At 66.1% G+C, this 23,083-nt stretch carries 21 protein-coding genes and 1 tRNA gene; 15 read left to right on the forward strand and 7 right to left on the reverse strand.

Going from position 1 to position 23,083, the window contains the following annotated elements; translation table 11 throughout:
• Positions 1–59: 59 nt before the first annotated feature.
• Both BVH73_RS07070 and BVH73_RS07075 read right to left on the reverse strand, forming a co-directional pair.
• The gene (locus BVH73_RS07070) at positions 60–734 is read right to left on the reverse strand and encodes a c-type cytochrome (protein WP_079417374.1); all 675 of its coding nucleotides are present in this window, start codon (positions 732–734) and stop codon (positions 60–62) included.
• A 122-nt stretch (positions 735–856) separates the two neighbouring features.
• The gene (locus tag BVH73_RS07075) at positions 857–1,276 is read right to left on the reverse strand and encodes a YidB family protein (RefSeq protein ID WP_079417376.1); all 420 of its coding nucleotides are present in this window, start codon (positions 1,274–1,276) and stop codon (positions 857–859) included.
• 162 nt (positions 1,277–1,438) lie between these two features.
• Between BVH73_RS07075 and BVH73_RS07080 the strand changes: the two genes are divergently transcribed.
• From BVH73_RS07080 to BVH73_RS07135, 12 genes are all read left to right on the forward strand, one after another.
• Positions 1,439–2,731, forward strand: coding sequence for a glutamate-5-semialdehyde dehydrogenase (locus BVH73_RS07080; protein ID WP_079417378.1), 1,293 nt, complete (start codon positions 1,439–1,441; stop codon positions 2,729–2,731).
• An 18-nt stretch (positions 2,732–2,749) separates the two neighbouring features.
• Positions 2,750–3,049 carry a hypothetical protein gene (locus BVH73_RS07085; protein ID WP_079417380.1) on the forward strand — a complete coding sequence of 100 codons (300 nt, stop codon included), beginning with the start codon at positions 2,750–2,752 and terminating at the stop codon, positions 3,047–3,049.
• 22 nt (positions 3,050–3,071) lie between these two features.
• Positions 3,072–3,539 carry a DsrE family protein gene (locus tag BVH73_RS07090; RefSeq protein WP_079417382.1) on the forward strand — a complete coding sequence of 156 codons (468 nt, stop codon included), beginning with the start codon at positions 3,072–3,074 and terminating at the stop codon, positions 3,537–3,539.
• A 241-nt stretch (positions 3,540–3,780) separates the two neighbouring features.
• Positions 3,781–4,083: a c-type cytochrome gene (locus BVH73_RS07095; RefSeq protein WP_079417384.1), complete on the forward strand. Its 303-nt coding sequence runs from the start codon at positions 3,781–3,783 to the stop codon at positions 4,081–4,083.
• A gap of 12 nt (positions 4,084–4,095) precedes the next feature.
• On the forward strand, positions 4,096–5,388 hold the full coding sequence (locus BVH73_RS07100) for an NAD(P)/FAD-dependent oxidoreductase (RefSeq protein ID WP_079417386.1): 1,293 nt from the start codon (positions 4,096–4,098) through the stop codon (positions 5,386–5,388).
• Positions 5,389–5,537: 149 nt separating this feature from the next.
• A complete protein-coding gene (locus BVH73_RS07105) occupies positions 5,538–6,002 on the forward strand; it encodes a DsrE family protein (RefSeq protein ID WP_079417388.1) in 465 nt (154 codons plus the stop codon).
• A 103-nt stretch (positions 6,003–6,105) separates the two neighbouring features.
• Positions 6,106–7,479 (forward strand): 16S rRNA (cytosine(967)-C(5))-methyltransferase RsmB, encoded by a 1,374-nt coding sequence (gene rsmB, locus BVH73_RS07110; RefSeq protein ID WP_245800449.1) that lies wholly within the window; start codon positions 6,106–6,108, stop codon positions 7,477–7,479.
• Positions 7,476–8,066 (forward strand): DUF4390 domain-containing protein, encoded by a 591-nt coding sequence (locus tag BVH73_RS07115; protein ID WP_079417392.1) that lies wholly within the window; start codon positions 7,476–7,478, stop codon positions 8,064–8,066. Before rsmB ends, BVH73_RS07115 begins: the two co-directional genes overlap by 4 nt.
• Positions 8,063–10,366 (forward strand): sensor histidine kinase, encoded by a 2,304-nt coding sequence (locus BVH73_RS07120; protein WP_079417394.1) that lies wholly within the window; start codon positions 8,063–8,065, stop codon positions 10,364–10,366. Before BVH73_RS07115 ends, BVH73_RS07120 begins: the two co-directional genes overlap by 4 nt.
• Positions 10,367–10,457: 91 nt before the next feature.
• The gene (locus BVH73_RS07125; protein ID WP_079417396.1) at positions 10,458–11,180 is read left to right on the forward strand and encodes a response regulator; all 723 of its coding nucleotides are present in this window, start codon (positions 10,458–10,460) and stop codon (positions 11,178–11,180) included.
• 105 nt (positions 11,181–11,285) lie between these two features.
• Positions 11,286–11,361, forward strand: a tRNA-Phe gene (locus BVH73_RS07130).
• Positions 11,362–11,433: 72 nt separating this feature from the next.
• On the forward strand, positions 11,434–12,939 hold the full coding sequence (locus BVH73_RS07135) for an amidase (RefSeq protein ID WP_079420416.1): 1,506 nt from the start codon (positions 11,434–11,436) through the stop codon (positions 12,937–12,939).
• 45 nt (positions 12,940–12,984) lie between these two features.
• Here the strand turns inward: BVH73_RS07135 and BVH73_RS07140 are convergent, their stop codons facing one another.
• The 4 genes from BVH73_RS07140 to BVH73_RS07155 form a co-directional block, all read right to left on the reverse strand.
• Positions 12,985–14,187 carry a TsoY family (seleno)protein gene (locus BVH73_RS07140; protein ID WP_079417398.1) on the reverse strand — a complete coding sequence of 401 codons (1,203 nt, stop codon included), beginning with the start codon at positions 14,185–14,187 and terminating at the stop codon, positions 12,985–12,987.
• Positions 14,188–14,458: 271 nt separating this feature from the next.
• Complete coding sequence (locus BVH73_RS07145; RefSeq protein WP_245800450.1) at positions 14,459–14,986, reverse strand: chorismate--pyruvate lyase family protein; 528 nt, start codon at positions 14,984–14,986, stop codon at positions 14,459–14,461.
• 96 nt (positions 14,987–15,082) lie between these two features.
• Positions 15,083–15,748 carry a dienelactone hydrolase family protein gene (locus BVH73_RS07150; RefSeq protein ID WP_079417402.1) on the reverse strand — a complete coding sequence of 222 codons (666 nt, stop codon included), beginning with the start codon at positions 15,746–15,748 and terminating at the stop codon, positions 15,083–15,085.
• 184 nt (positions 15,749–15,932) lie between these two features.
• On the reverse strand, positions 15,933–16,844 hold the full coding sequence (locus tag BVH73_RS07155; RefSeq protein ID WP_079420418.1) for a LysR family transcriptional regulator: 912 nt from the start codon (positions 16,842–16,844) through the stop codon (positions 15,933–15,935).
• Positions 16,845–16,956: 112 nt separating this feature from the next.
• Here BVH73_RS07155 and metE point away from each other — a divergent pair, with 112 nt between their 5' ends.
• The gene (metE, locus tag BVH73_RS07160) at positions 16,957–19,344 is read left to right on the forward strand and encodes a 5-methyltetrahydropteroyltriglutamate--homocysteine S-methyltransferase (protein WP_079417404.1); all 2,388 of its coding nucleotides are present in this window, start codon (positions 16,957–16,959) and stop codon (positions 19,342–19,344) included.
• Between the two features lie 198 nt (positions 19,345–19,542).
• Positions 19,543–21,888 carry a DUF1631 family protein gene (locus BVH73_RS07165; protein ID WP_079417406.1) on the forward strand — a complete coding sequence of 782 codons (2,346 nt, stop codon included), beginning with the start codon at positions 19,543–19,545 and terminating at the stop codon, positions 21,886–21,888.
• A gap of 39 nt (positions 21,889–21,927) precedes the next feature.
• Here the strand turns inward: BVH73_RS07165 and BVH73_RS15725 are convergent, their stop codons facing one another.
• Positions 21,928–22,074, reverse strand: coding sequence for a hypothetical protein (locus BVH73_RS15725; RefSeq protein ID WP_154048445.1), 147 nt, complete (start codon positions 22,072–22,074; stop codon positions 21,928–21,930).
• A gap of 41 nt (positions 22,075–22,115) precedes the next feature.
• Here BVH73_RS15725 and BVH73_RS07170 point away from each other — a divergent pair, with 41 nt between their 5' ends.
• Positions 22,116–23,060, forward strand: coding sequence for an extracellular solute-binding protein (locus BVH73_RS07170; protein ID WP_079417408.1), 945 nt, complete (start codon positions 22,116–22,118; stop codon positions 23,058–23,060).
• Positions 23,061–23,083 lie beyond the last annotated feature (23 nt).

Below are 23,083 nucleotides of genomic sequence, written 5' to 3' on the forward strand. Positions count from 1 at the left end.
TCGGTTCGGTCAGGGACGCAACGCCGGGCATGCAGCGCTGCGGTTCACGCAGGCAGGTTTCAGGGCGCCTTCTTGACAGGCGCGGCCGCCTTGGGGCCGGGAACGGGTTGTGCTGCCAGCCAGGCCGCGGCGGCCTGCGTCTGGGCATCGGTCATTCGCAACGCCACCGTCTGCATCAAAGCCTGCGGATCGCCCCGGCGCGTGCCCTCTTTCCAGGCCTTGATCTGCGCTTCGATATACGCGGCTGGCTGGCCCAGCAACGGCGGAAAGGCCGTGCCGACGCCCTCCAGCCCGGGGCCGTGGCACCTTATGCACGCGGGAATGCCCTTCGACCAGTCTCCCTGGTGAACCAGGGCATCGCCCAGTGCCGCCTGCTCCGCTGGCGGCGCTTTGGCCAAAGGCGCCTCTCCGAGATGCAGGCCCGAGTAATAGGCCGCGAGATGGGAGATGTCGGCCGGGTTCAGCGGTTTGGCCATGGCCGACATCAGCGCATTGTTGCGCTGCCCGTCGGCGAAGGCTTTCAACTGGGCTTCGATGTAGGCCTTGGGCAGACCCGCCAGGCGGGGGTAGCCCGCCGCGGCATTGCCCATGCCGTTGGCGCCGTGACAGGCCGCGCACGAGGCAGGGTCTGCCGCGGTCGCCGCCAGAACTGGCAGCGCGGCGCTGGCGGCCAGCACCGCAACGCTGGCGGCAAGCCGCCGCAGGAACTGATGTAAAGGATTCGATCGGATCATGGGCGCATCTCCTGTAGCCGACATGACGCTGACGAATGAATCTTCCTTCCGCTTAGTCGGGCCTGCCCTCAAGCATAGAGTGTCGTACCCAATCCAATTGTGTCTGGATACGACCGATCCAGCTAGCGGAACAACCCGCCGATGAGGTTCTGCACCTCCCCGGCCAGATCAGACGCGGCGGGCACCTGGCCGTTGGGCGTCATGGCGTCCACGGCCTGGGGTAGCGACTGCGACAGGGCCCCCGCCACTTGTTCGGGCTGGATGCCGAGCTTGCTCGCCATATCGCCCAAAGCGCCGCTGCCGAGCACCTGCTGGATCTGTTCCGCGGAAATCGGCAGGTTCGCGCCGGTCCCCACCCACGACTGCACGAGGTCGCCCAGTCCGCCCTGCTGGAATTTGCTCAGCAACCCACTCAAGCCGCCGCTGTCGTTCATCAACCCCATCACGGCCTGCAGCATCGGGTTGTCGCCCGCTCCGCCTTGCGCCTGCTGGCCACCGAGCATCTGACCCAAACCACCTGCCACGCTATCGAACAATCCCATGATCCGCTCCTTTGTCTAAATCAATCAGTCCAGCATGTCCGGCCCCCTTGACGCACAATAATCGCCTGGCCCGGGCTTTGCGACGGCAGCTTAAACGGATTGCATGGTGTTGCGTGCGGTTCGTATCCCGAATTTCTTTCATTCCGCGTTTTTTACAGTTTGATGGACGCCTCCTCTGAACAGATCCACACCCTGATGGCCGATCTGGGCGCGCGTGCCCGGGCCGCTTCGCGCGACATGGCCCGCGCGCCCTCGGCCGCCAAGAACCGGGCGCTGATCGCCCTGGCGGCCGCCATCCGCCAGCAGCGGCCTGCGTTGCAGGATGCCAATCTGCGCGATCTGCATGCCGCCCGCGATGCCGGACTGGAGCCGGCGTTCGTCGATCGCCTCACGCTGAGCGACAAGGTGGTCGAGCAAATGGCGCAAAGCTGCGAGCAGGTGGCGGCCCTGCCCGACCCCATCGGCGGCATCGATGGCGTGCGGCGGCGCCCCAGCGGCATCAGCGTGGGGCAGATGCGGGTGCCGCTGGGCGTGTTCGGCATGATCTACGAGAGCCGCCCGAACGTGACCATCGAAGCCGCCTCGCTCGCCATCAAAAGCGGCAACGCCGTGATTCTGCGGGGTGGTTCGGAAGCCATTCACAGCAACCGGGCGCTGGCCGCGCTGGTCGCGCAGGCCTTGCAGGCCGCCGGACTGCCGGCCGACGCCGTGCAACTGGTGCCCACGACCGACCGCGCCGCCGTCGGTGCCCTGATCACCATGCCGCAATTCGTCGATGTCATCATTCCGCGCGGCGGCAAGAGCCTGATCGAGCGCATCAGCGCCGAAGCGCGGGTGCCCGTGATCAAGCACCTTGACGGCAACTGCCATATCTATGTCGACGACGACGCCGATCTCGACATGGCCGTGAAGGTGACGGACAACGCCAAGACCCAGCGCTACAGCCCCTGCAATGCAGCCGAGTCGCTGCTGGTCGCCCGCGATATCGCCGCGGAGTTCCTGCCCCGCATCGGCGCCGTGTTCGCGCAGAAGGGCGTGGAAATGCGCTGCTGCCCGGCCAGCCGATCGCTGCTGGCCACGGTGCCCGGCGCCGAGGCCCTGCTGCGCGACGCGACCGAGGCCGACTGGAGCACCGAGTACCTCGCCCCCGTCATCTCCATCAAGTTGGTGGACGGCGTGGACGCTGCCATCGCCCACATCAACCGCTACGGCTCGCAACATACCGACGCCATCCTCACCCGCGATCACCCGCGGGCGATGCAGTTCCTGCGCGAAGTCGATTCGGCCAGCGTCATGGTCAACGCCTCGACGCGGTTTGCCGACGGCTTCGAATATGGCCTGGGCGCCGAGATCGGCATTTCCACCGACAAATTCCACGCCCGCGGCCCCGTGGGCCTCGAAGGCCTCACCAGCCTGAAATGGGTGGTGCTGGGCGACGGCGAAGTCCGGCCCTGAACCCTTGACAGCCCCATCATGACCTCACCGCGGATCGAGACCGCCGTCCTCACCCTGCCCACTCTGCTGCGCATCAATGCCGCCATCGGTGCCGGTTTCGGCCTGCTCAGCGCATTGCTCACAGCCATCGTGAAGTGGCAGGACTTCAATGGACTGGAGCTTCTGGCCATCCTGCCGGGCGCCCTGTTCTTCAACACCCTGGCCCTGCTTTTTGTCACGTTAGTGGGGTATTGGCTCTATCGCTGGCTCGCCGAGCGCCAACACTGGAGCCTGCATCACCTGCACACACGCCGGACCCATCCGCATCCGTCCGATTGATCCCATCGACCTAGGAGAAACCATGAATCCACGTGACCGCATCAAATGGCTCGGTGCCGGGCTGGTCGGGCTTGGCGGTGCCCGTCTGGCGCAGGCGCAGACCCAAGGCCCCGTGTCGGCGAAGGCGATCTCGAACGAGCCGTGGAAGGTCGCGATGCAGATCAGCGACAGTCTGGAACAGGCCTACGAGGGTTTGATCAATATCCAGAACGTTCTGGAGCTCGATCCGAAGATGCAGTTCATCGTGGTGGGCTATGGCAAGGCCATCCACTTTCTGCTCAACGGCGCCAAGACGCCACAAGGCGCCTTGTTCTCCGGCATGATCGGCGACCTGGCCAATCAGGGCGTGCAGTTCAAGGCCTGCAACAACACCCTCACCTTCCTGAAGATCCCACAAAGTCAGCTGGTGCTCGAAGCCACCCTGGTTCCCGCCGGCGTCTACGAGCTGGTGAAACTGCAATCCGAAGGCTGGTACTACATCAAGCCCTGAACGGAGACGGTGCGGCGCGGCGCGGCGCGCCTCGGCTTCGGCCTCGTCTCGCATCGCACCGGCAGAATTCGGCGCCGCAGCATTCGCGCCAATCTCGCGTTGAGGCAACGCAAGATGAACCGGCCCTTCTGCTGGTTCACCCGAATGTATCTATTTGCTACATTTCGATACCTTTTGTGATGGATCAAGGACCGTGAGATGTCTTCTGATCTGCCGCTCTATTCCTTCAAGGAGGCATCGAATGTTGCGCAAACTTCTGCTGACGTCCCTGCTCTGCGCCACAGGCGCGGCGCATGCGGGCACTTCCCTGGTGACGCCGGCCCAGTCGCTGGCCGCCACCTGCTTCAACTGCCACGGGCCGCACGGCGTGTCCACCGCCTCCATCCCCTCCCTGGCCGGGCGTAGTGCCGCCTCCATCGTGGACGCCATGGCCGAATACAAGTCGGGCAAGCGCACCGGCACCATCATGCCGCAGATCGCCAAGGGCTACACCGAGGCCCAGATCCAGTTGATCGCCACCTATTTCGCCCAGCAGAAACCGTAAGGACGTCCCATCATGCAATCACGTCGCAACTTTCTTGCAGGCGCCACCACCGTGGGCGCCCTCGGCCTCGCACCCGCCCTCTCCGGCTGCGCCAGCACCACGCGCAACGCGGCGGGCAAAGGCAAGGTCGTCATCGTCGGCGCCGGTTACGGTGGATCGACCGCCGCCAAATACATCCGCGACTGGTCGGGCAACACCATCGAGGTCACGGTCGTGGAGCCGGGCGATGACTTCGTCTCCTGCCCGGTATCCAATCTGGTCATCGCGGGCGCCAAGTCCATGCAGGACATCACCACCTCCTACGACGCGCTGCGCGGCCGACACGGCGTGACATGGATCAAGAGCATGGTGGAGAGCATCGACCCGGCCGCGCGCACCGTGAAGCTCGCCAACGGCGACAGCCTGAAGTACGACAAGCTCGTGGTCTCGCCCGGCATCGACCTGATGTACGACACCGTCAAGGGGCTGAAGGCCGCGAATGAATCCGGCAAGATCCTCATCTCGATGAAGGCCGGCCCCGAGACCGTGGCGCTGCGCAAGCAGATCGAAGCCATGCCCGACGGCGGCGTGTTCGCGCTGACGGTGCCGAAGGCGCCCTACCGCTGCCCCCCCGGGCCGTACGAGCGTGCCTCGCTGGTGGCTGCCTACTTCAAGAAACACAAGCCCAAGTCCAAGGTCATCATCTTCGACGCCAACGACAAGGTGCAGTCCAAGGAGCCGCTGTTCAAGAAGGCCTGGGCCGAGATGTACGGCGGCATGGTGGAGTATGTGCCCGACCACAATGTGGTGGGCGTGAACACGCAGACCATGGAGGCCGAATTCGAGGTTGACGCCCCGGTGAAAGCCGACGTGCTCAACATCATTCCCATGCAGCGCGCCGGCGTCATTGCCCAGCGCACCGGTCTGTCCAATATGAATGGACGCTGGTGTGCGGTGGACTACCGCACCTTTGAGTCGACGGTCCACAAGGACATCCACGTGCTGGGCGACTCGATCCAGATCTCGCCGCTGATGCCCAAGTCGGGTCACATGGCCAACCAGCAGGCCAAGGTGGCGGCAGCCGCCATCGTGTCCATGCTTTACGACCAGCCGATCAACCCCAGCCCGGTGGTGATGAACACCTGCTACAGCATGGTGAGCTTCCATCAGGCCATCCACGTGGCCACGGTGCACCAGTACAGCGAAAAGGACAAGACCTTCCTCACGGTGCCGGGCTCGGGCGGCATCTCGGCCGGCCTGTCCGACGTCGAGGCGCACTACGCCGAGGCCTGGGCCACCAACATCTGGCGCGACACCCTGTCCTGAAGACACCCACGCGCCGCAGGGTCTGAATCCGCACGGATTGTGCGGCGCGTCGTTCGCAGGCATCATGCAAGGGTCGATCATGAATCGGCCCTTTTTCTCGCACTAGCGCCTTCAGAGCGTGATACGCCCCCACCCCAAGGAGGAGACCTATGGAAAACACCACCAACCGCCGCAAGGCCCTGGCCGCAGCCACCGTTGGCGCTGCGGCGCTCATGGCCAGCACCACCGCACGGGCGCAAGGCCGCGCAGACAAGGAAGGTCCCGTGAAAGTTGTTTATCACGTCACCCAAGGCGATGCGCAAGGCTCGCGCTGTCTGGGCAATGTGCGCAATCATCTCGCCGCCGACCCCACGGCGAAGATCGTCGTTGTCGGCAATGGGGCCGGCATTGATTTCATGCTCAATGGCGCGGTGGACGGCAAGGGTGCCGAGTTCGCCGGGCTGGTCGGCGGACTGGCCTCGCAGGGGGTTTCGTTCCGAGTGTGCAACAACACCCTGACTACGCGCAAGATTTCCAAGGACCGCGTGCTGCTCGATGCCACCATCGTCCCCTCCGGCGTGGCCGAGGCCGCCAATCTGCAGTATCGCGAAGGCTTCGCCTACATCTGCCCTTGAATGCGCGCGTCGCCCCGGTGCGACGCATTGTTCCCCGAGCGCCCGCTTCATGCGGGCGCTCGCATGTTGGGGACAGGGACGTAGCAGCATCGATAATGCTCCGGTGACTTCCCCATCCTCCAGCCCCACCCCCAAACCGCACCAGCGTCCCCTGTGGCGCGATCTCCTGGCCAGCGCGCAGTTGATCGGGGCCGTTCAATCCGGTGCATCGCTCGCCACCGCCTTGCCGCAGGCGGCGGCCCGCGGCAAATGGGATGCGGGCCAGCGCGGCGCGGCGCAGGCCATGAGTTTTACCGTGCTGCGCCACCTGGGCACGGCGCGAGCCGTGCTGGCCGAACTCCACCCCCGCAGTGTTCATCCGCCCTTGCTGCGCGATGTGCTGCTGACGGCCCTGGTGCTACTTCTTCCCGATACGCCGCTTCAATACTCGGCGCACACCGTGGTCAATCAGGCGGTCGAGGCCTGCAAGCGCACACCGGCACTGCGGCATGCCGAAGGATTTGCCAACGCCTTGATGCGCCGTTTTTCTGCCCAGGCCAAGGCGACATCGCCAGCGAGCGAGGCGATCGAGGCCCGGTGGAATCACCCGGCGTGGTGGGTCGAATCGCTGCAGACAGCCTATCCGGGCGACTGGCAGCGCCTGCTTGCCGTCGCCCAGCGCCAGCCGTCCATGACCCTGCGAGTCAACACCCGGCGCATCGCCCGCGACACCTATCAGGCCGCGCTCCAGCAACACGGCATGCTCGGCGCGACGCCCGATGAGGCCGCGCTCGACCAGGCCCTCGTGCTGAGCCACGCCGTGGCGGTCGAACGGCTTCCCGGCTTCGATGCCGGCTGGGTCAGCGTGCAGGACGCTGCCGCGCAATACGCCGCGGGCCTGCTCGACGTGCAGCCCGGCCAGCGCGTGCTCGACGCCTGCGCCGCCCCAGGCGGCAAGACCGCCCACCTGCTCGAGCGCTGCGACTGCGACGTGCTCGCGCTCGACAAGGACGCGCAGCGGCTGCGCCGCGTCGAGGACACCCTGCAACGCCTGGGGCTTCACGCTCGCACCCTTGCGGCCGACGCCTCCACCCCTTCGGCCTGGTGGGACGGCCAGGGCTTCGACCGCATCCTGCTCGACGCGCCTTGCAGCGCCTCGGGCATCGCCCGCCGCCACCCCGACATCCGCTGGCTGCGGCGCGCCGCCGACATTCCGGCCCTGGCCGCCACCCAGACCGCCCTCCTCGATGCGCTCTGGCCGCTGCTGCAACCCGGCGGCAAGTTGCTGTACGTCACTTGTTCGGTGTTTCCCCAGGAGGGCGTGGACCAGGCCCAGGCCTTCCTCGCCAGGCACGCGGATGCGATAGCATCGCCCGCGCCGGGGCAGTTGTTGCCACAGGAACCCGATCCCGATTCGACCGAGCAGAGCAGCGGCCCCCACGCCGCAGGTCATTCGCAAGACGGCTTCTTCTACGCCCTGTTCACCAAAGCCTCGTGAAAGCCGCCCGCCCCACTCCAGACCTCCTGCGCCGCAAGCTGCTGCGCAGTGGCCTGGCGCTGGCCGCGGGAGCGAGCCTGATCTCGCAGGCCAAGGCCACCACGGTGGATACGGAACCGCTGATGCTGACCATGAGCCCGGAGGGTTTGTTCGTCACCACGGCCGCGGTGTTTGCCTTGCCGCGCAGCCTCGAAGACGTGCTCAGCCGAGGCATCGCGCTTTACTTCGAAACCGTGGCCACGGTGGTCCGCCCGCGCTGGTACTGGTTCAACGAAGACATCGCCCTGGCCAGACGCGAAGTGCGGCTGGCCTATCAGCCGCTGCTGCAGCGCTACCGCGTCTCCGTGGGCGGCCTGCAGCAGAACTATGACAGCCTCGACGAAGCACTGGGCGTGGTGCAGCGCACCCGGCATCTGCGCGTGGCCGAGCCCTCGCAACTGGTGGCGGGTCAGTCCTACCAGCTCGATGCCCGGTTCAGACTCGACCTGTCGCAACTGCCACGGCCGTTCCAGCTCAACGTCTCGTCGCAGTCAGACTGGAAGATCGAAGCCACCTTCCAGCCTCAACCCTTCGTCTGGACGCCATGACCAGGCCGAGCGGCAATGCCTGGGACAGTCGCACCTCGCGCTGGGCCATGCGTCTGGCACTGGCCCTGGGCCTGCCGCTGGCCGTCTTCCTGGTCTTCCTGCTGGCGGTATCCACCGACAACACGGCGCAGCCCAGCCCGTTCTTCGGCTGGCTGTACTGGATCAACTTCGTCGTCGCCGGCCTTTTGCTGCTCCTCGTCGTCGCCCTGGGCCTGCGGCTGGGCTGGCGACTGCACAAGCGACGCTTCGGCAGCCGTCTGCTGTTCAAGCTCGCGGCGGTGTTCGCGCTGGTGGGCGTGCTGCCCGGCGTCGTCATCTACACCGTGTCCTATCAGTTCGTCGCCCGCAGCATCGAGACCTGGTTCGATGTGAAGGTCGAGGGTGCGCTCAACGCCGGCCTGAATCTGGGGCGCACCACACTCAACGTGCTGCAAAACGATCTGCAGACCAAGGCGCGCAATCTGTCGGTGCAGATCGCCGAAGACCCCACACTGCTGTCCCCGCTGGCCATGGAGCAATTGCGCCAGCAGCTCGGCCTGCAGCAGATCACGGTGTTCGATGGCAACGGCACGGTTCTGGTCACCGCGGGAGGCAATCCGTTTTCGCTGATCCCCGACCTGCCCGGACCGAGCAGCATGCGGCAACTGCGCACCATGGGATCGATTTCGGATATCGAGGGTGGCGACGACGGCTCAGGTCAGACGCCGCAGAAGCTGAAGCTGCGGGTCGTGGTCGGCCTGCCCACGCGCAACTTCGTCCTCCCCGGTCATGGGCGCTATCTGCAGCTCATCCAGGACGTGCCGCAAGCCATCTCCAGCAGCGCCCTCGAAGTCCAGCGCGCCTATGGCGAGTATCAGGAGCGCGCCCTGGGGCGTGAGGGCCTCAAGCGCATGTATATCTCAACCCTCACCCTGACCTTGTTCCTGGCCGTTTTCCTGGCGGTGCTGCTCGCGGTGGTTCTCGGCAATCAACTGGCCAAGCCACTGTTGCTGCTGGCCGATGGCATGAAGGCCGTAGCCGAAGGCGATCTGCGCCAAAAACCGCACTTCCAGCGCAACGACGAACTCGGCGTGCTGGTGCGCTCGTTCAATGCCATGACCAACCAGCTCGCCGAAGCCCGGGCGCAGGTGCAGTTCAACCACGACGCGCTCGAAGCTTCGCGCGCCTATCTGCAAAGCGTGCTCGACAACCTCAGCGCGGGCGTGCTGGTGCTGGGCGGCGACCAACGTCTGGCCCTTGCCAATCCAAGCGCCACGAGGCTACTGCGCGCCCCGCTGCAAGGCCTGATCGGCCAGCCCTTGAGCCAGCACCCCAGCCTTCAGCCCCTGGCGCAGACCATCGCCGAGGCCTTCGCCTCGCTCGACGAGCAGGACGCCTCCGCCCCAAGCCCGCACTGGCTGCAGCAGATCGACTACACCTTCCCTGGAAGCGATGCCACCATCACCCTGCTGGCGCGGGGCGCGAGGCTGGCCCTTCCTGGACAGCCGGCCTCGGTCGTCGTGTTCGACGACATCACCGAAGTCATCAGCGCGCAGCGTTCGATCGCCTGGGCCGAAGTGGCGCGGCGGCTGGCGCACGAGATCAAAAACCCGCTGACGCCCATCCAGCTCTCCGCCGAGCGCCTGCAGATGAAACTCTCGGGCAAGCTCGAAGGCGCCGACCGCGACATGCTCCAGCGCAGCACCACGACCATCGTCAACCAGGTGCAGGCCATGCAGCACATGGTCAACGACTTCCGCGATTACGCGCGGCTGCCGGCCGGCAGGCCCGAGGCCATGAACCTCAATGACCTCATCCGCGACGTTCTCAATCTCTACAGCAGCCTGCCCGCGAAAGACGGCGCCAGCCCCGAGGAACATCCGCAGGTTCGGGCCGACCTCGCAGCCGATCTGCCCGACATCCTGGGCAACGCCACCCAACTGCGCCAGGTCATCCACAACCTGCTGCAAAACGCCATCGATGCCGTGGCCGCGCAGCCCGAGCGCAAAGTGCGCCTGCGTACCGAGATCCTGGCGGCCCAGCCGGGCGCCGTGCCCCGCATTCGCCTGAGCGTGAGCGACAACGGGCCGGGCTTCAGCGACAAGATCCTGCACCGCGCCTTCGAGCCCTACGTCACCAGCAAGCCGCGCGGCACCGGCCTGGGCTTGGCCGTGGTGAAAAAGATCGCGGAGGAACATCATGCCCGCATCGAGATTCAGAACCTGCTGGCAGAGGGGTCGGTTGGCGGCGCACGCGTATCCCTTATATTCCCGGGACTGGCGCAACAGCCTCCTGTGCACGCGCCCTTGCAGCATGCATGACCGCCCGGAAGCCGCGCCCCATCAAGGCCGTCCCCAGGGGGGTCGAGAAAACTTGGGGCTGCCCGGCGTTTTCTTGAAAGAGTGAATCGGTATGGCAAGCATTTTGGTGGTGGATGATGAGATGGGGATTCGTGAGCTGCTCTCCGAAATCCTCAATGACGAAGGGCACAGCGTGGCACTGGCCGAAAACGCCGCGCAGGCCCGGCAGCTGCGTGCCCAGGCCCAGCCCGACCTCGTGCTGCTCGACATCTGGATGCCCGACACCGATGGCGTCACCCTGCTCAAGGAATGGTCCAGCAGTGGCCAGCTCACCATGCCCGTCATCATGATGTCCGGCCATGGCACCATCGACCATGCCGTCGAAGCCACCCGCATCGGCGCGATGGCCTTTCTCGAAAAGCCCATCGCCCTGCAAAAGCTCTTGCAATCGGTTTCACAAGCCCTGACCAAGCCCGTGGCTCGCCAGGCGGGTGGCGCAAGCCTCGCACCCCCGGCGGTCGCCCCGGCAGGCTCCGCCGCGCCGGCACTGCCCCCGCAACCCGCGGCACTGCCTGCCGAGCGCGCCTTTCTGCTCGACCGCCCCTTGCGCGAGGCCCGAGACGAGTTCGAGCGCGCCTACTTCGAGTTTCACCTGGCCCGCGAGAACGGCAGCATGACCCGCGTGGCCGAGAAGACCGGGCTTGAGCGCACCCATCTCTACCGCAAGATCAAGCAACTCGGCGTCGACCTGGGCCGTGGCATGCGCAGCCGCAACGAGCCTGCATCCCCGCAAGACGACGAAGCCATCACCCCTCTCGGGCCTGCTGCTGAGTGAACCCGTTGGTGAGGTGGCGCCCAAAGGCCCCGCAAATTTTGTTAGCATGTCAGTTTTTCCGAAATGCTGCGCACGGTCTGCCGATGCCCTGCAGGTGAAAAACAAGGCCAGGTAGCTCAGTTGGTAGAGCAGCGGATTGAAAATCCGCGTGTCGACGGTTCGATTCCGCCCCTGGCCACCAAGACTTTCGAAGGCCTCCTGTCACCAGGAGGCCTTTTTGTTGGCTCGGAGATGTGCTTTCATGGCGCACCTCATGAGCCCCACTGACCTCCCCAATTTCTCGACCGCCCCGCCCGACGCGCTGGAGACGGCCGCGCGCATCCGGCACGGCGAGCTGAGTGCGGAAGGCGCCTTGCTGGACGCGCTGGCGCGGTGCGATGCGGTCAACCCGCGCATCTATGCGGTCAGCGGCGATTTGCGCGCCTACGCACAGGGTCGCCTGACGCAGCTCGGCGCTTCAAGCGCGCCCTTTGCTGGTGTGCCGTTTCTGCTCAAGGATCTGGGTATGGATCTGGCCGGATGCGCCACCAGCCAGGGCAACGCCTGGCTGGCGCGCATGCCTGCGGGACAGACCGATGCGGTCGTGCGGCGTTGGGAGCAGGCGGGCCTGGTGATTTTCGGCCGCACCAATGCGCCCGAGCTGGGATTGAAAGCCATCACCGAGCCGCTCGCCTTCGGGCCCACGCGCAACCCGTGGAGTCTGGAGCACACGCCGGGCGGCTCCTCAGGTGGCGCGGCGGCGGCCGTGGCGGCAGGCATCGTGCCGGTGGCGGCGGCCAGCGACGGAGGCGGCTCGATTCGCATTCCGGCGGCGTACTGCGGCCTGTTCGGTCTGAAACCTTCGCGAGGCCGGGTGAGCTGCGCACCGCAGTTCGACGAGCAGTGGGAGGGCGCGGTCAGTGTCCATGCGATCTCGCGTTCGGTCCGCGACAGCGCCGCCCTGCTCGATGTGCTCGCTGGCGCCGAGCCCGGCGACCCATTTGTCGTTGCGCCGCCCGCTCGCCCCTATGCGCAGGAGGCGCATCCGCCTGCCGGGCGGCTGCGCATCGCGCTGAGCACGACCTCGCCCATCGGCGGCGCGGTCGACGCGGCGTGGTCGCAAGCCGCGGCCGATTGCGGACAGCTTCTGCAATCGCTCGGCCATCACGTCGAGTGGGTCGATCCGGTGGGCGATGGCATGCAGCTGGCGCGCGATTACCTCACGATGTACTTCGGCCAGGTTGCCGGCCAATTGCAGTACTGGAAGGGGCGGGGCGTGCCCGCCTCGGCCTTTGAGACCGACACTCAGGCCCTGGCGCTCATTGGCCGCAGCCTCTCGGCCGGGGACTACGCCCTTTCCCGAGCTCGCTGGAACGCCCCGATGCGGGCGCTGGGCGCCTTGTTCGCGCGCTTCGATCTGTATCTCACCCCGACCTGTGCGCAACCGCCCGCCCGCATCGGCGAGCTGGCCACGCCAGACTGGCAGCGCACCGCGCTGGGCGCCATTCTGCGATTCGGCCTGGGCGGGGTGTTGCGCCGCAGTGGCCTGGTGGAGCGTCTGGCGTTCGAGAATCTGCATCGCACGCCATTCACCCAGTTGGCCAATCTCACAGGCACGCCGGCCATGTCGGTGCCCTGGGGTCTGGATGCGCACGGCTTGCCTGTCGGCGTTCAATGTGCCGCCGCCTGGGGCCGGGAAGATTTGCTGCTGCAGGTCGCCAGCGAACTGGAGCAGGCGCATCCCTGGGCGCATTGGCGCCCGCCCATCTTCGCAGCATGAAAAAGGGACGCCGGAGCGTCCCTTTTTCATGTGCGATTGACCGCGTCAGGCCGCGGCCAGGTGGGGGCCGGGCTTGAGCAGCAGCTTGCCGAACAGGCGGAAGTAGACCTGAAGGGTCTTGAACTGCACGAGCACCAGCGGCGACATGAGCAGGAAATACACCCACGACCCCACACCGACCAGCTTGGGCATGACCAGCCCGAAGTTGAGGAAGAACATGCCGAAGACGAAGAACGCCACGCCCGGGCAGATCAGCGCGAAGGCCCCGGCATTGCTCTTGGCACCGCCGGCATAGTCGGCAAAGTAGTTGAGCTTCTTCATGACCGCGTAGCCGATCATGCCGAACAGCACCTGCATCGACACGATCACCGAGGTAAACAGCAGCAGATCGGTGGGGTGATGTGGGTTGCCGAACTGATGCGACAGCCCCATGGACCAGCGCACCCAGGTAATGCCGAGCAGGGTGAGGATGGGGATCAGGATCCACAGACTGCCCGCTGCCTGCGGCGCGATGCCATGACGCAAAATGGCGTCAAAACCCAGCACGACCTTGATGACCAGCAGCAGGATGGCCGCGCTGGCGAAGAAGACCGACAACACCATGGCGATGGCGTTGATTTCGCGGTGGTGGCTCATGGCGCCCGGCGCGGCAAGACCCACGGCAATCATGGCCAGCGCGAAGATCGACACCATCGGGGCGAGCGAGTTGTTCTCGGCGAAATCGAACTGCGCGTGCACGAACAGGCGGGTGAAATAGGCCCCCAGAATGCGCAGCGCGTAGATGCCGACCGCGAGGAAGGCCGCGATCGCACCGGGATACATCCACTCGACCACACTCCAGAGATTGGGCACGAACACCGCGCCCAGCACGAAGGCCACATTGATGGTCATGGCCAGGGTGAGCGGCACCGCCATCAGGCTGATTTCGGCATTGGAAGACAGCAGCTTCTGATAGGCCTCCGTCTGGCGGAACAACCTGAACTCCCGCAGATTCCAGGCCAGCAGCCAGAAGTGCAGGATCGAGAACAGCGCAATCACCGCCAGATCGATCCCGACGAGCGCGGACAGCAGCGGGTTGTCCCCCGACGTCAAGATCGGCCACAGATGGTTGAACGTCACCATCGGCGTATCCGGATGGGGCAGCAGAAACATGGGATAGATGAAAAACGACACCGCAAGCCCGCCTGCGCCCAACGCGGCCAGGAAGTACATCGGGGAATAACGCTCTCGAAGGTTGTTGACCAGCATGGGTAGCACTCCTGGGAGAAAGAGGGAACGCAACCGGCGACGGCATCGCCGCTGCGGTTGCAGTTTGTTTCAAATACGGGGTGGAGTATATGAATGCAAATCCCACGATGTTTGATGGATCGCAATTTCCAAAAAATGATCCCTGAAAAATCAAAGGCTTTCTCGCGCGAAAAACGCTCACGGCCTTCGAACGTGGAGGTCTCTGCCTTGATTGTCAGAGGCTGACGGCGGCCCGCGCCTGGCGCCGTGTCGGCGCAAGCCGCTGGACGATTCAAGGGCCGTCAAAGAAGAAGACCTCGCTGACCCAGAGCGCCACGCCGCCATAAACGAAGGACGATCGGCGCGCCCAGCGGGCGCCGATGCCGTGAGCCGCGTGCGGCATACGGCACAGGGGATGCGCCGCTCGCAACCGTCGGACGCGAAGGTCGCTGCGCCGGGTCTGGGGGCGGGTGAACACCGCGTCGCCCACCGGCTTGACGCCAAGGTGCCGCAGCAGCCGCCACGGGCCGCGCAAGGCAGCCAGGGGGCAAACGCTGTGGCCCAGCACCCTGGGCACGCCATCGGCCATCAGCAACACGTCGCGGCGCCAGACCTTGCGGCCTTGCGGCAGCCCGAGCAGGGGGTATTCGTCTCGCAGGGCCCGCGCCGCCCCCTGCCGCAGCAGCCGCAACTCGAAGTGCGTGCTGTGCTGGCGCAGCCTGCGAGTGAGCGAGCCCGCGTCGGTCAGCCAGTTTTCCAACCCGCTGCGCCGCCCCAAGGGCAGCGCTGGCGACCAGGACTCGGAGGACGGAGCGGACATGCGGCGGACGCGGTGCAGGGCCATGGGCAAGAAACGCAAAGCCGCCAGTATCGCGCATGGGCTGCGCGGGCATGCAGGCCCGCGCCGATCTGTCGATCAGCCGAGGTGTCGGGCGAAGAACGTCAGTGCGCGCTCGCGGGCGAGTTGGGCCGCTGCAGGGTCGTGGCTGGCCCGCACGTCGCAGTTGAAGCCGTGGTCGGCGTCGTAGACATGGAACTCCGCCGAGGGATTGGCGACGCGCACGGCCTCACGGTCGGCCTCGGAGATGTGGGCATCCCGCAGGCCGTAATGAAATTGCAGCGGGCCCTGCGCCGTCTCCTTCACCAGCTGGATATTGCGGCCGCCGTAGTAACTCACCGCAGGCATGCCCGCACGGATGGACGCGAGATAGGCGATGCTGCCGCCCCAGCAATAGCCGACGACGCCGACCTTGCCCGCAGTCGCGACGGCCTGCGCCGCGGCCTGAACCGAGGCCAGCGCACGGTCAAACCCCAGCTCGGAAACCAGCGCCATGCCCTTCTGCATGCCGGGCCCGTCGTAGCCCAGTTCGACGCCCTTCTCCAGCGTGTCGAACACGGCGGGCGCGATGGCGAGATAGCCGGCCGCCGCATAGCCATCGGCCACGCTGCGGATGTGGGCGTTCACCCCGAAAATCTCCTGGACGACAACGATGCCGCCCTTGGGCTTGCCCTCGGGCTCGGCGAGATAGGCGCCGACGGTCTGTCCATCGGCGGTATGCAGGGTCAGGTACTTGTGTGGCATGAAAAGGCTCCTTCAGGGCATGTGCGGGGAGCGGATGTCAGCGCCCTAGACCGGGTCATGGCCCGGTCCACGTCCGCGACGAAACCTCGCGGCGGCAACTTGAACGTCCGCCCGGACATTGTGCGGCGCGGTCACGTTGCGCGCCGGGCGCCACGGCTTACCCCGGCACGTCGGCAGCCCATCTTCAGAGCAGTTGCACACCGTCGAGATGCGTGGCAACGCGCTGCCGGATCATTTCCACGAGATCGCCCACATAGGGGCGCAGGGCCAATTCGCGCGGCACGGTGACGTGCAGTTCGCTCCACAGCCCGCGCGCCCCGACACGACGAGCCTGCACATAGCCGCTGTCGATCGATGGCTTGAGCGCCCAGTTCGGCAGCGCCGCGATACCCCGGCGACTGGCCACGAGTTGCAGGATGGCGATGGTGAGCTCGGCCGTGCGCCGCGGCAGATGGATGCCTGCCGGCTGCAGCACCTCTCGAATGAGGTCGATGCGCGCGTCGGGCGCGGGATAGGTGATCAGGGTCTCGCCCTCGAGATCTTCGGCCCGGACGCTGCGCCGGGCCCCAAGCGCATGACCCGGCGGCAGCGCGAGCAGGATCTCGAATCGAAACAGCGGCAGCGAGACCCATTGCCGCCCGGAGGCGCGTCGCGCCCCGATCACCAGATCGGCCTTGCCCTTGCTCAGCAACGCCTCGGGGTCGCGGTGGAATCCCGACACCAGATCGACCTCCACATCGGGCCAGCGCTGGCGGAAGGCATCGAGCACCGGCATCAGCCATTCGAAGCAGGTGTGACATTCGAGAACCAGCCTCAGCGTGCCAAGGGTGTCGCCCTGAATACGCTGCAAATCATGCTCGGCGGCCTGCTGCGCCTCGCGCATCTGCCGCGCCAGCGCCAGCAGACGCTCTCCCGCTGGCGTGAAGCGCAGGCCGCGCGCGTCGCGCAACAAGAGCGGCATGCCGTAGTGGCTTTCCAGCGCGCGCAGCTGGTGCGACAGCGCCGAGGGCGTGAGATGCACCGCCTCGGCCGCGGCGTTGATGCGCCCGGTCTCGGCAATGGCGATGAGAGAGCGCAGATGACGGAGTTCGAGCATGGCCAGAGGAAAGTTGAATGCCATTCAGCCTAACCTAAAAATTCATCGCTTGATTCACTTCAGCGGGGTGCGCAAACTCCCTCCTGCTTTCATTTCACCTTGGAGTATCGGCATGACCACCACGCACATCCTGGGCTATCCGCGCATCGGCCCGCAGCGCGAGCTGAAGTTCGCGCTCGAACATTTCTGGCAAGGCAAAAGCTCGGGAGCCACGCTGCAGTCAGCCGCGGCACAGCTGCGATCGGCAAACTGGGCCACGCAGCGTGATGCAGGACTGCGCTTTGCCACGGTGGGCGATTTCGCCCTGTACGACCACATGCTCGACACCGCCGTCCTGCTCGGTGCGCTGCCCGCGCGCTTCGGCTTCGACGCCCGCTCGCTGCGCCTGGAGCAGCTCTTCGCGCTGGCCCGCGGTCATGCCACGCAGCCCGCGATGGAGATGACCAAGTGGTTCGACACCAACTATCACTATCTCGTACCCGAACTCGACGCCGCAACCATGTTGGACGGCGGCGGTGAAGCGCTGTTCGACCGCGTGCGCGAGGCGCAGGCAGCGGGGCATGCGCCCAAGCCGGTCCTGATCGGACCGCTGACTTTTCTGTGGCTGTCCAAATCGCACCAGCCCGGCTTCGACCGCCGACACTTGGCGCCCGCGCTGTCCAAAGCCTACGCCCGGGTGCTGGCCCGCCTCGCCGAGCTGGGGGTGGAATGGGTGCAGCTCGACGAACCCGCGCTCACCCTCGACCTCGACACGGCCTGGCGCGATCTGCTGCCCTCGCTCTACGCCGCGCTGCCCGCGCAGGCCGGTGCGCTTCGCCCCAGGTTGTTGCTGACGACTTACTTCGAGTCGATCACCTTCGCCCCGGCCACGCTGGCCGCGCTGCCGGTCGATGGCGTGCATCTCGATCTGGTGCGGGCGCCACGGCAACTCGACGTCTGGCGCGAGGCGCTACCGCCGCAATGGGTGCTGTCCGCGGGCATCATCGACGGTCGCAATGTGTGGCGCAGCGATCTGGCTGCTGCGCTCTCCACCCTGCGACCGCTGCACACCGCGCTTCGCGAACGCCTGTGGATCGCGCCCTCTTGCTCGCTGCTGCACGTGCCCGTCAGCCTGGCCGCCGAGGGCGGCGCGGGCGCGCGCCTGAACGCCGAGGTACGGCCCTGGCTGGCGTTCGCGCAAGAAAAGCTGCAGGAACTGCGCCTGCTCGCCACCGCGCTCGACCAGGGCTTTGAGGCGGTACGCGAGGCCTTGCAGGTTCATGCGGAGGCCCTGGCTTCGCGCCGCGACTGCCCGCGCGTGACCCTGCCCCAGGTACGCCGCCGGGTGGAGGCGCTCACCGAGGCCGACGCCCGCCGCAGCGCCCCCTATGCGCAGCGCATCGCCCTGCAGCGCGCGCGCCTGATTCTGCCGCCGCTGCCTACGACCACCATCGGCTCCTTTCCGCAGACCACCGAGATTCGCGCATCGCGCGCGGCCTGGCGTCGCGGCGAATGTCGGCACACCGACTATCTGCAGAAGATGCGCGAGGAGATTGCCACAGTCATTCGCCAGCAGGAAGACATCGGCCTGGACGTGCTGGTGCATGGCGAGGCCGAGCGCAACGACATGGTGGAGTTTTTTGGCGAGCAGCTCTGGGGCTACACCTTCACTGCAGGCGGCTGGGTGCAGAGCTACGGTTCGCGCTGCGTGAAGCCGCCCATCATCTGGGGCGATGTGTGGCGGCCCGAGCCGATGACGGTGGACACGGCGCGCCATGCGCAATCCTTGTCCGCGCGCCCGGTCAAGGGCATGCTCACCGGCCCGATCACGCTGCTGCAATGGAGCTTCGTGCGCGACGATCTGCCGCGCGCGCAGGTGGCGCTGCAGATCGCGCTGGCGGTGCGCGACGAAGTGAACGATCTGCAGAATGCAGGCCTTGCCATCATCCAGATCGACGAACCCGCCATTCGCGAGGGTCTGCCGCTCAAGCGCGGCGACTGGGCCGCCTATCTCGACTGGGCCGTGCGCGCCTTCGGCGTGTCGGCGGGGGCAGCGCGCGACGACACTCAGATCCACACCCACATGTGCTATTCGGAATTCAACGACATCCTGCCGTCCATCGCGGCGATGGACGCGGATGTCATCACCATCGAGACCTCACGCTCGAACATGGCGCTGCTCGACGGCTTCGGCGCCTTCGCCTATCCGAACGACATCGGCCCCGGCGTGTATGACATTCACTCGCCGCGCGTGCCCTCCACCGCCGACATGGTTCGGCTGCTGCGCCGCGCCGCGCAAGTCATTCCGCCCGAGCGCCTGTGGATCAACCCGGACTGCGGCCTCAAGACCCGCGCCTGGCCGGAAACCGAAGCGGCCTTGCGGCACATGGTGCAGGCCGCACGCGAGCTGCGTGAGGAATGGCAGAGCCTGGGCCGGATTGCCCCGCCCATTCCGCGCGCGTCGCCCTCCTTCCCGCCTGGGACCGAGTGCCAAAGTTGCGGCGCGCCCGACATCGGGTGATCCGCGGGGCGCGCCAAACCGAGTGGTGGGCGGGGTGGCCGTGGCGCGGATGGTGGGATAGGGCGTTTGCAAGGCTGCAACGCTTATCCCAAGGAAGGTGAGGCGTCGGAGGGCAAAGCGGGAAATCGCATCAGGATCGGTTTACATTGCGAACTATGTCCGCGCCCGACCAGACGGACCTCGACATTCCACCGAACCATGCTGCCTTCCGAGATTTTCCAATCCTGCATCGACGATGCCATCCAGCGCTCGGATGAGCTGATGCGGTCGGTCGTGCGCCAGGTCATCGAAGCCCTGGAACAGCAGGCCGAAGGCGCGGGAACGGGGCGGGACCGGCAGCAGTTCTCCGACATGAGCCACGCGCTGCGGCAGAACGAGGGCCAACTCATCCGCGCCTTCGTCGACCGGTTTCATCAGGTGCTCGACGAGGAGATCCGCGGCCAGAAGCCCGTGGCCCCGCGCGAATTGCAACTCGAAGCGCTCAGCCTGGTGGACGAATCCGACCTGGAGGAAGGCGTGGAAGTCTCCCGCCTCACCCACCTGCTCGAATCAGAGGCCCAGTGGGAGGTGCGCGACCTGGGCGCGCGGCTGGACAGCCTTCGCGCCGGCGAACATGCCACACCGCAGACCAACCCGCTGCGGCCGGAGGTGTTCAGCAAATCGCTGCACCACGCCCTCGGCGTGGTCGATCTCGATGCCGAAGAACGCCTGGGGCTGCTGCGTGTTTTCGGCAAGGGCATGTCGGCCGCGCTGAAAGACACTTATGCGCTTTACAACAAACGGCTGGCCGAGTTGCAGGTCGAGCCCGCGCAGTATCGGCAGCAGCGCCGCGGCCCGACCCGGGCCGCGACCGGCGCGATCGACGAACAGGCTTTGATGGGCGCGGCGCAGGGCGGCGCAGAGCTGCATCTCGAAGCCTTGCAGCAGTTGCTCGCGGGACGGCGCGGCGCGGCCCAGGCCGTTGGCAGCCCGGCGCAGGGTGGCCAGGGCGAGGGTTTCGCGCCCTCGGGTTTCGGCCCCACGCCGTCGGGCTTCGGCCCCTCGGTCTTCGGCCAGGCCTACGGCCTCAACCCCCAGCTGCGCGATGCGCTCGACCGCCTGTTGCTCAGCGACCGTCTGGGCCTGCGCGAGGTGAACTGGCGCGACGAGCCGGCTTCGGCCGCCACCGCGGTCAACCTCATCGAACGCCACCGGCAAAGCCTGTACGAAGTCGCCAACCGCCCGCTGGAGCGGCTCACCATCGACGTGGTCTCGCTGCTGTTCGATCACATCCTGGCCGATCCCAAGCTGCTGCCCGCGGTCAAGGCGCAACTGGCCCGGCTGCAGATTCCGGTGCTGCGTCTGGGCCTGCGCGATGCCAGCCTGTTCAGCTCGCGCAACCACCCCACGCGCAAGCTGCTCAACCGGGTAGCCGAATACAGCGCTGGCTTTTCGAGCGTCGAAGAACCCGCCGCCCAGCGCTTCCTGCCGTTTCTCTCGCACATGGTCGAGGCGGTGGTCAACGCCGACGAAGACGATGCCTCGGTATTCACGCAGCAACTCGCCGATCTGCAGCGCCACATTGCCGAAAGCGCCGCCGCCGTCGAGCAGCAGCAGGCCGACGCGGTCGACGCCCTGCGCCGCGCCGAATTCCGCAGCCTGCTGCACGGCGCGCTGTACCGGCACCTGCACGACGTCTTTGCGCGGCTGCACACCCACCCGCAGCTGCGCGAGTTCATGCTCGAGCACTGGTCCACGGTGCTGGCCGAATCGGTACTCCGGCATGGCGAAGATGCCGACATCACACAAACCTACAAGCAGACAGCCAGCGATCTCATCTGGAGCGTGCAGCCCAAGACGCTTGACGCCGACCGCAAGGCGCTGCTCAAGCTGCTGCCGCCCCTGGTGCAACGATTGAGCCAGGGCCTCGACCTGATCTCGCTTCCCGCCGACAAACGTCAGGAGTTCATGTCGTGGCTGATGGACGCGCAGGCGCAGGCCATACGTGGACAAGGCGAAGCCCAGCAGGCCACCTCGCGTGACGATGCCCTGCTGCTGCAACGCGAATGGACGCGCCTGCTGCACCCGCAACCCAGCGCCTCCGTGGCCAGCGCCATGCCCGAGGCGCTGGTGCGCAATGAGGAAAAACTCACCAGCGGGCTGATCGAAGCCAGCGACGTACCCGCCGAGCCCCCGCAGCCCCCCGCCGCCGACCCTGCCGATTCGCAGCTGGGCCCGGCCAGCGTGCCCCCGGCCGAGCAGGCCTTGCTCTCGCCCACCGAAGTGACCGGGCTGATCGCCTCGCTTGATATCGGCACCTGGGTGCAACTGCAGATCCAGGGACGCAGCGCACGCGCCCAGCTGACCTGGCGCAGCCCGCAAGGCCTGTTCTACATGTTCTCGAGCAAGGTGGGCGGCCGGGCGCACTCCATGACCCGCCGTGCGCTCGAACGCATGGCGGCGCAGGGCCTCATCCTGCCGCTGGAAGCGCAAGGTCTGATGGATCGCGCCATGCAGGGCGTGGCCGAGCAACTGCGCGAGCGCCACGCCGACGAACCCCGCTAAGGCGCACCGACCTGTCTGAGCCTCGCTTCGGCGCCAGGCTCAGCGCTGCCTCATGACGTTCGTCTTGGCCCCTTTTGGTGTCGGTTTGACGCCTGACTGCGCGATTGCACCTGAAACACCTGCAAACACCTCCCAGCGGATCGCTTCGATATATTTCATTGAAGCGTTCGCTGCGCGAATTTCCAAGACAATTCCAACGCTTGATCTCAACAAACAAGGAGTTTCTGATGAACTGTCGTATTTTGGTGAAGCTTTCCCTCGCTGCCGCGATGGGCACCGCCTGCGCCGTTGCCAGCGCCCCGGCCTTCGCGGCCGAGCCCGTGCTGGCGGTGGCCTATGCGGGTTCCATGGGCGCTTTGATGGACAAGGCGCTGGGCCCGGCCATTGCCAGGCAGGACCATGTGCAGTACCAGGGTCAGGGCGCGGGTGCCTTCGGCCTGGCCCACCTGATCGCCGCCAAGCAGATCAACCCCGATGTATTCGTCTCCATCACACCCGGGCCGATCGAAGTGCTGCAAAAAGCCGGCCTGATCGATACCGCCGTACCGGTGGCCAGCACGCAGATGGTGATTGCCTACAGCGACAAGAGCAAGTTCGCCGCCGACTTCAAGGCCGCTGACGCCGGGAAAATGCCGTGGTACTCGGTGCTCGAAAAACCGGGCCTGCGCTTTGGCCGCACCGACCCGAAAACCGATCCGCAGGGCCGCAACATCGTGTTCACCATGCTGCTGGCGCAAGAGTTTTACAAGCAGCCGGGACTGGCCGACAAGATTCTGGGCAAGGTCGAAAACGAGCAGCAAATTTTCACCGAACCCTCGCTGCTCTCGCGCCTGGAGTCGGGCCAGCTCGACGCCACTTCGGGCTACCTGAGCGCGGTGATTTCGCACAAACTGCCCTACATCAAGCTGCCGGAAGAGATCAATCTCAGCGATCCCGGCATGATCGAAAAGTGGTACAGCAAGGCACACTTCGACATCAAGCTCCCCAACGGCAAGACCGACACCCTGTCCACCCAGCCACTGGTGTTTTATGCCGCGGTGCTGAAAAACGCGCCCAACCCCAAGGCCGGAGCCGCCTTCGTCAAATTCATGAACAGCGGCGAGGGTCAGGCCTTGTTCAAACAATACGGCTACAGCGCCCCCAAGGGCGGCGATCTTCAACCGGCTCATTGACTCGTGCTCTGAGCTTCGAGCTG

The organism is Thiomonas intermedia (assembly GCF_002028405.1).
GTDB lineage: Bacteria > Pseudomonadota > Gammaproteobacteria > Burkholderiales > Burkholderiaceae_C > Thiomonas > Thiomonas intermedia.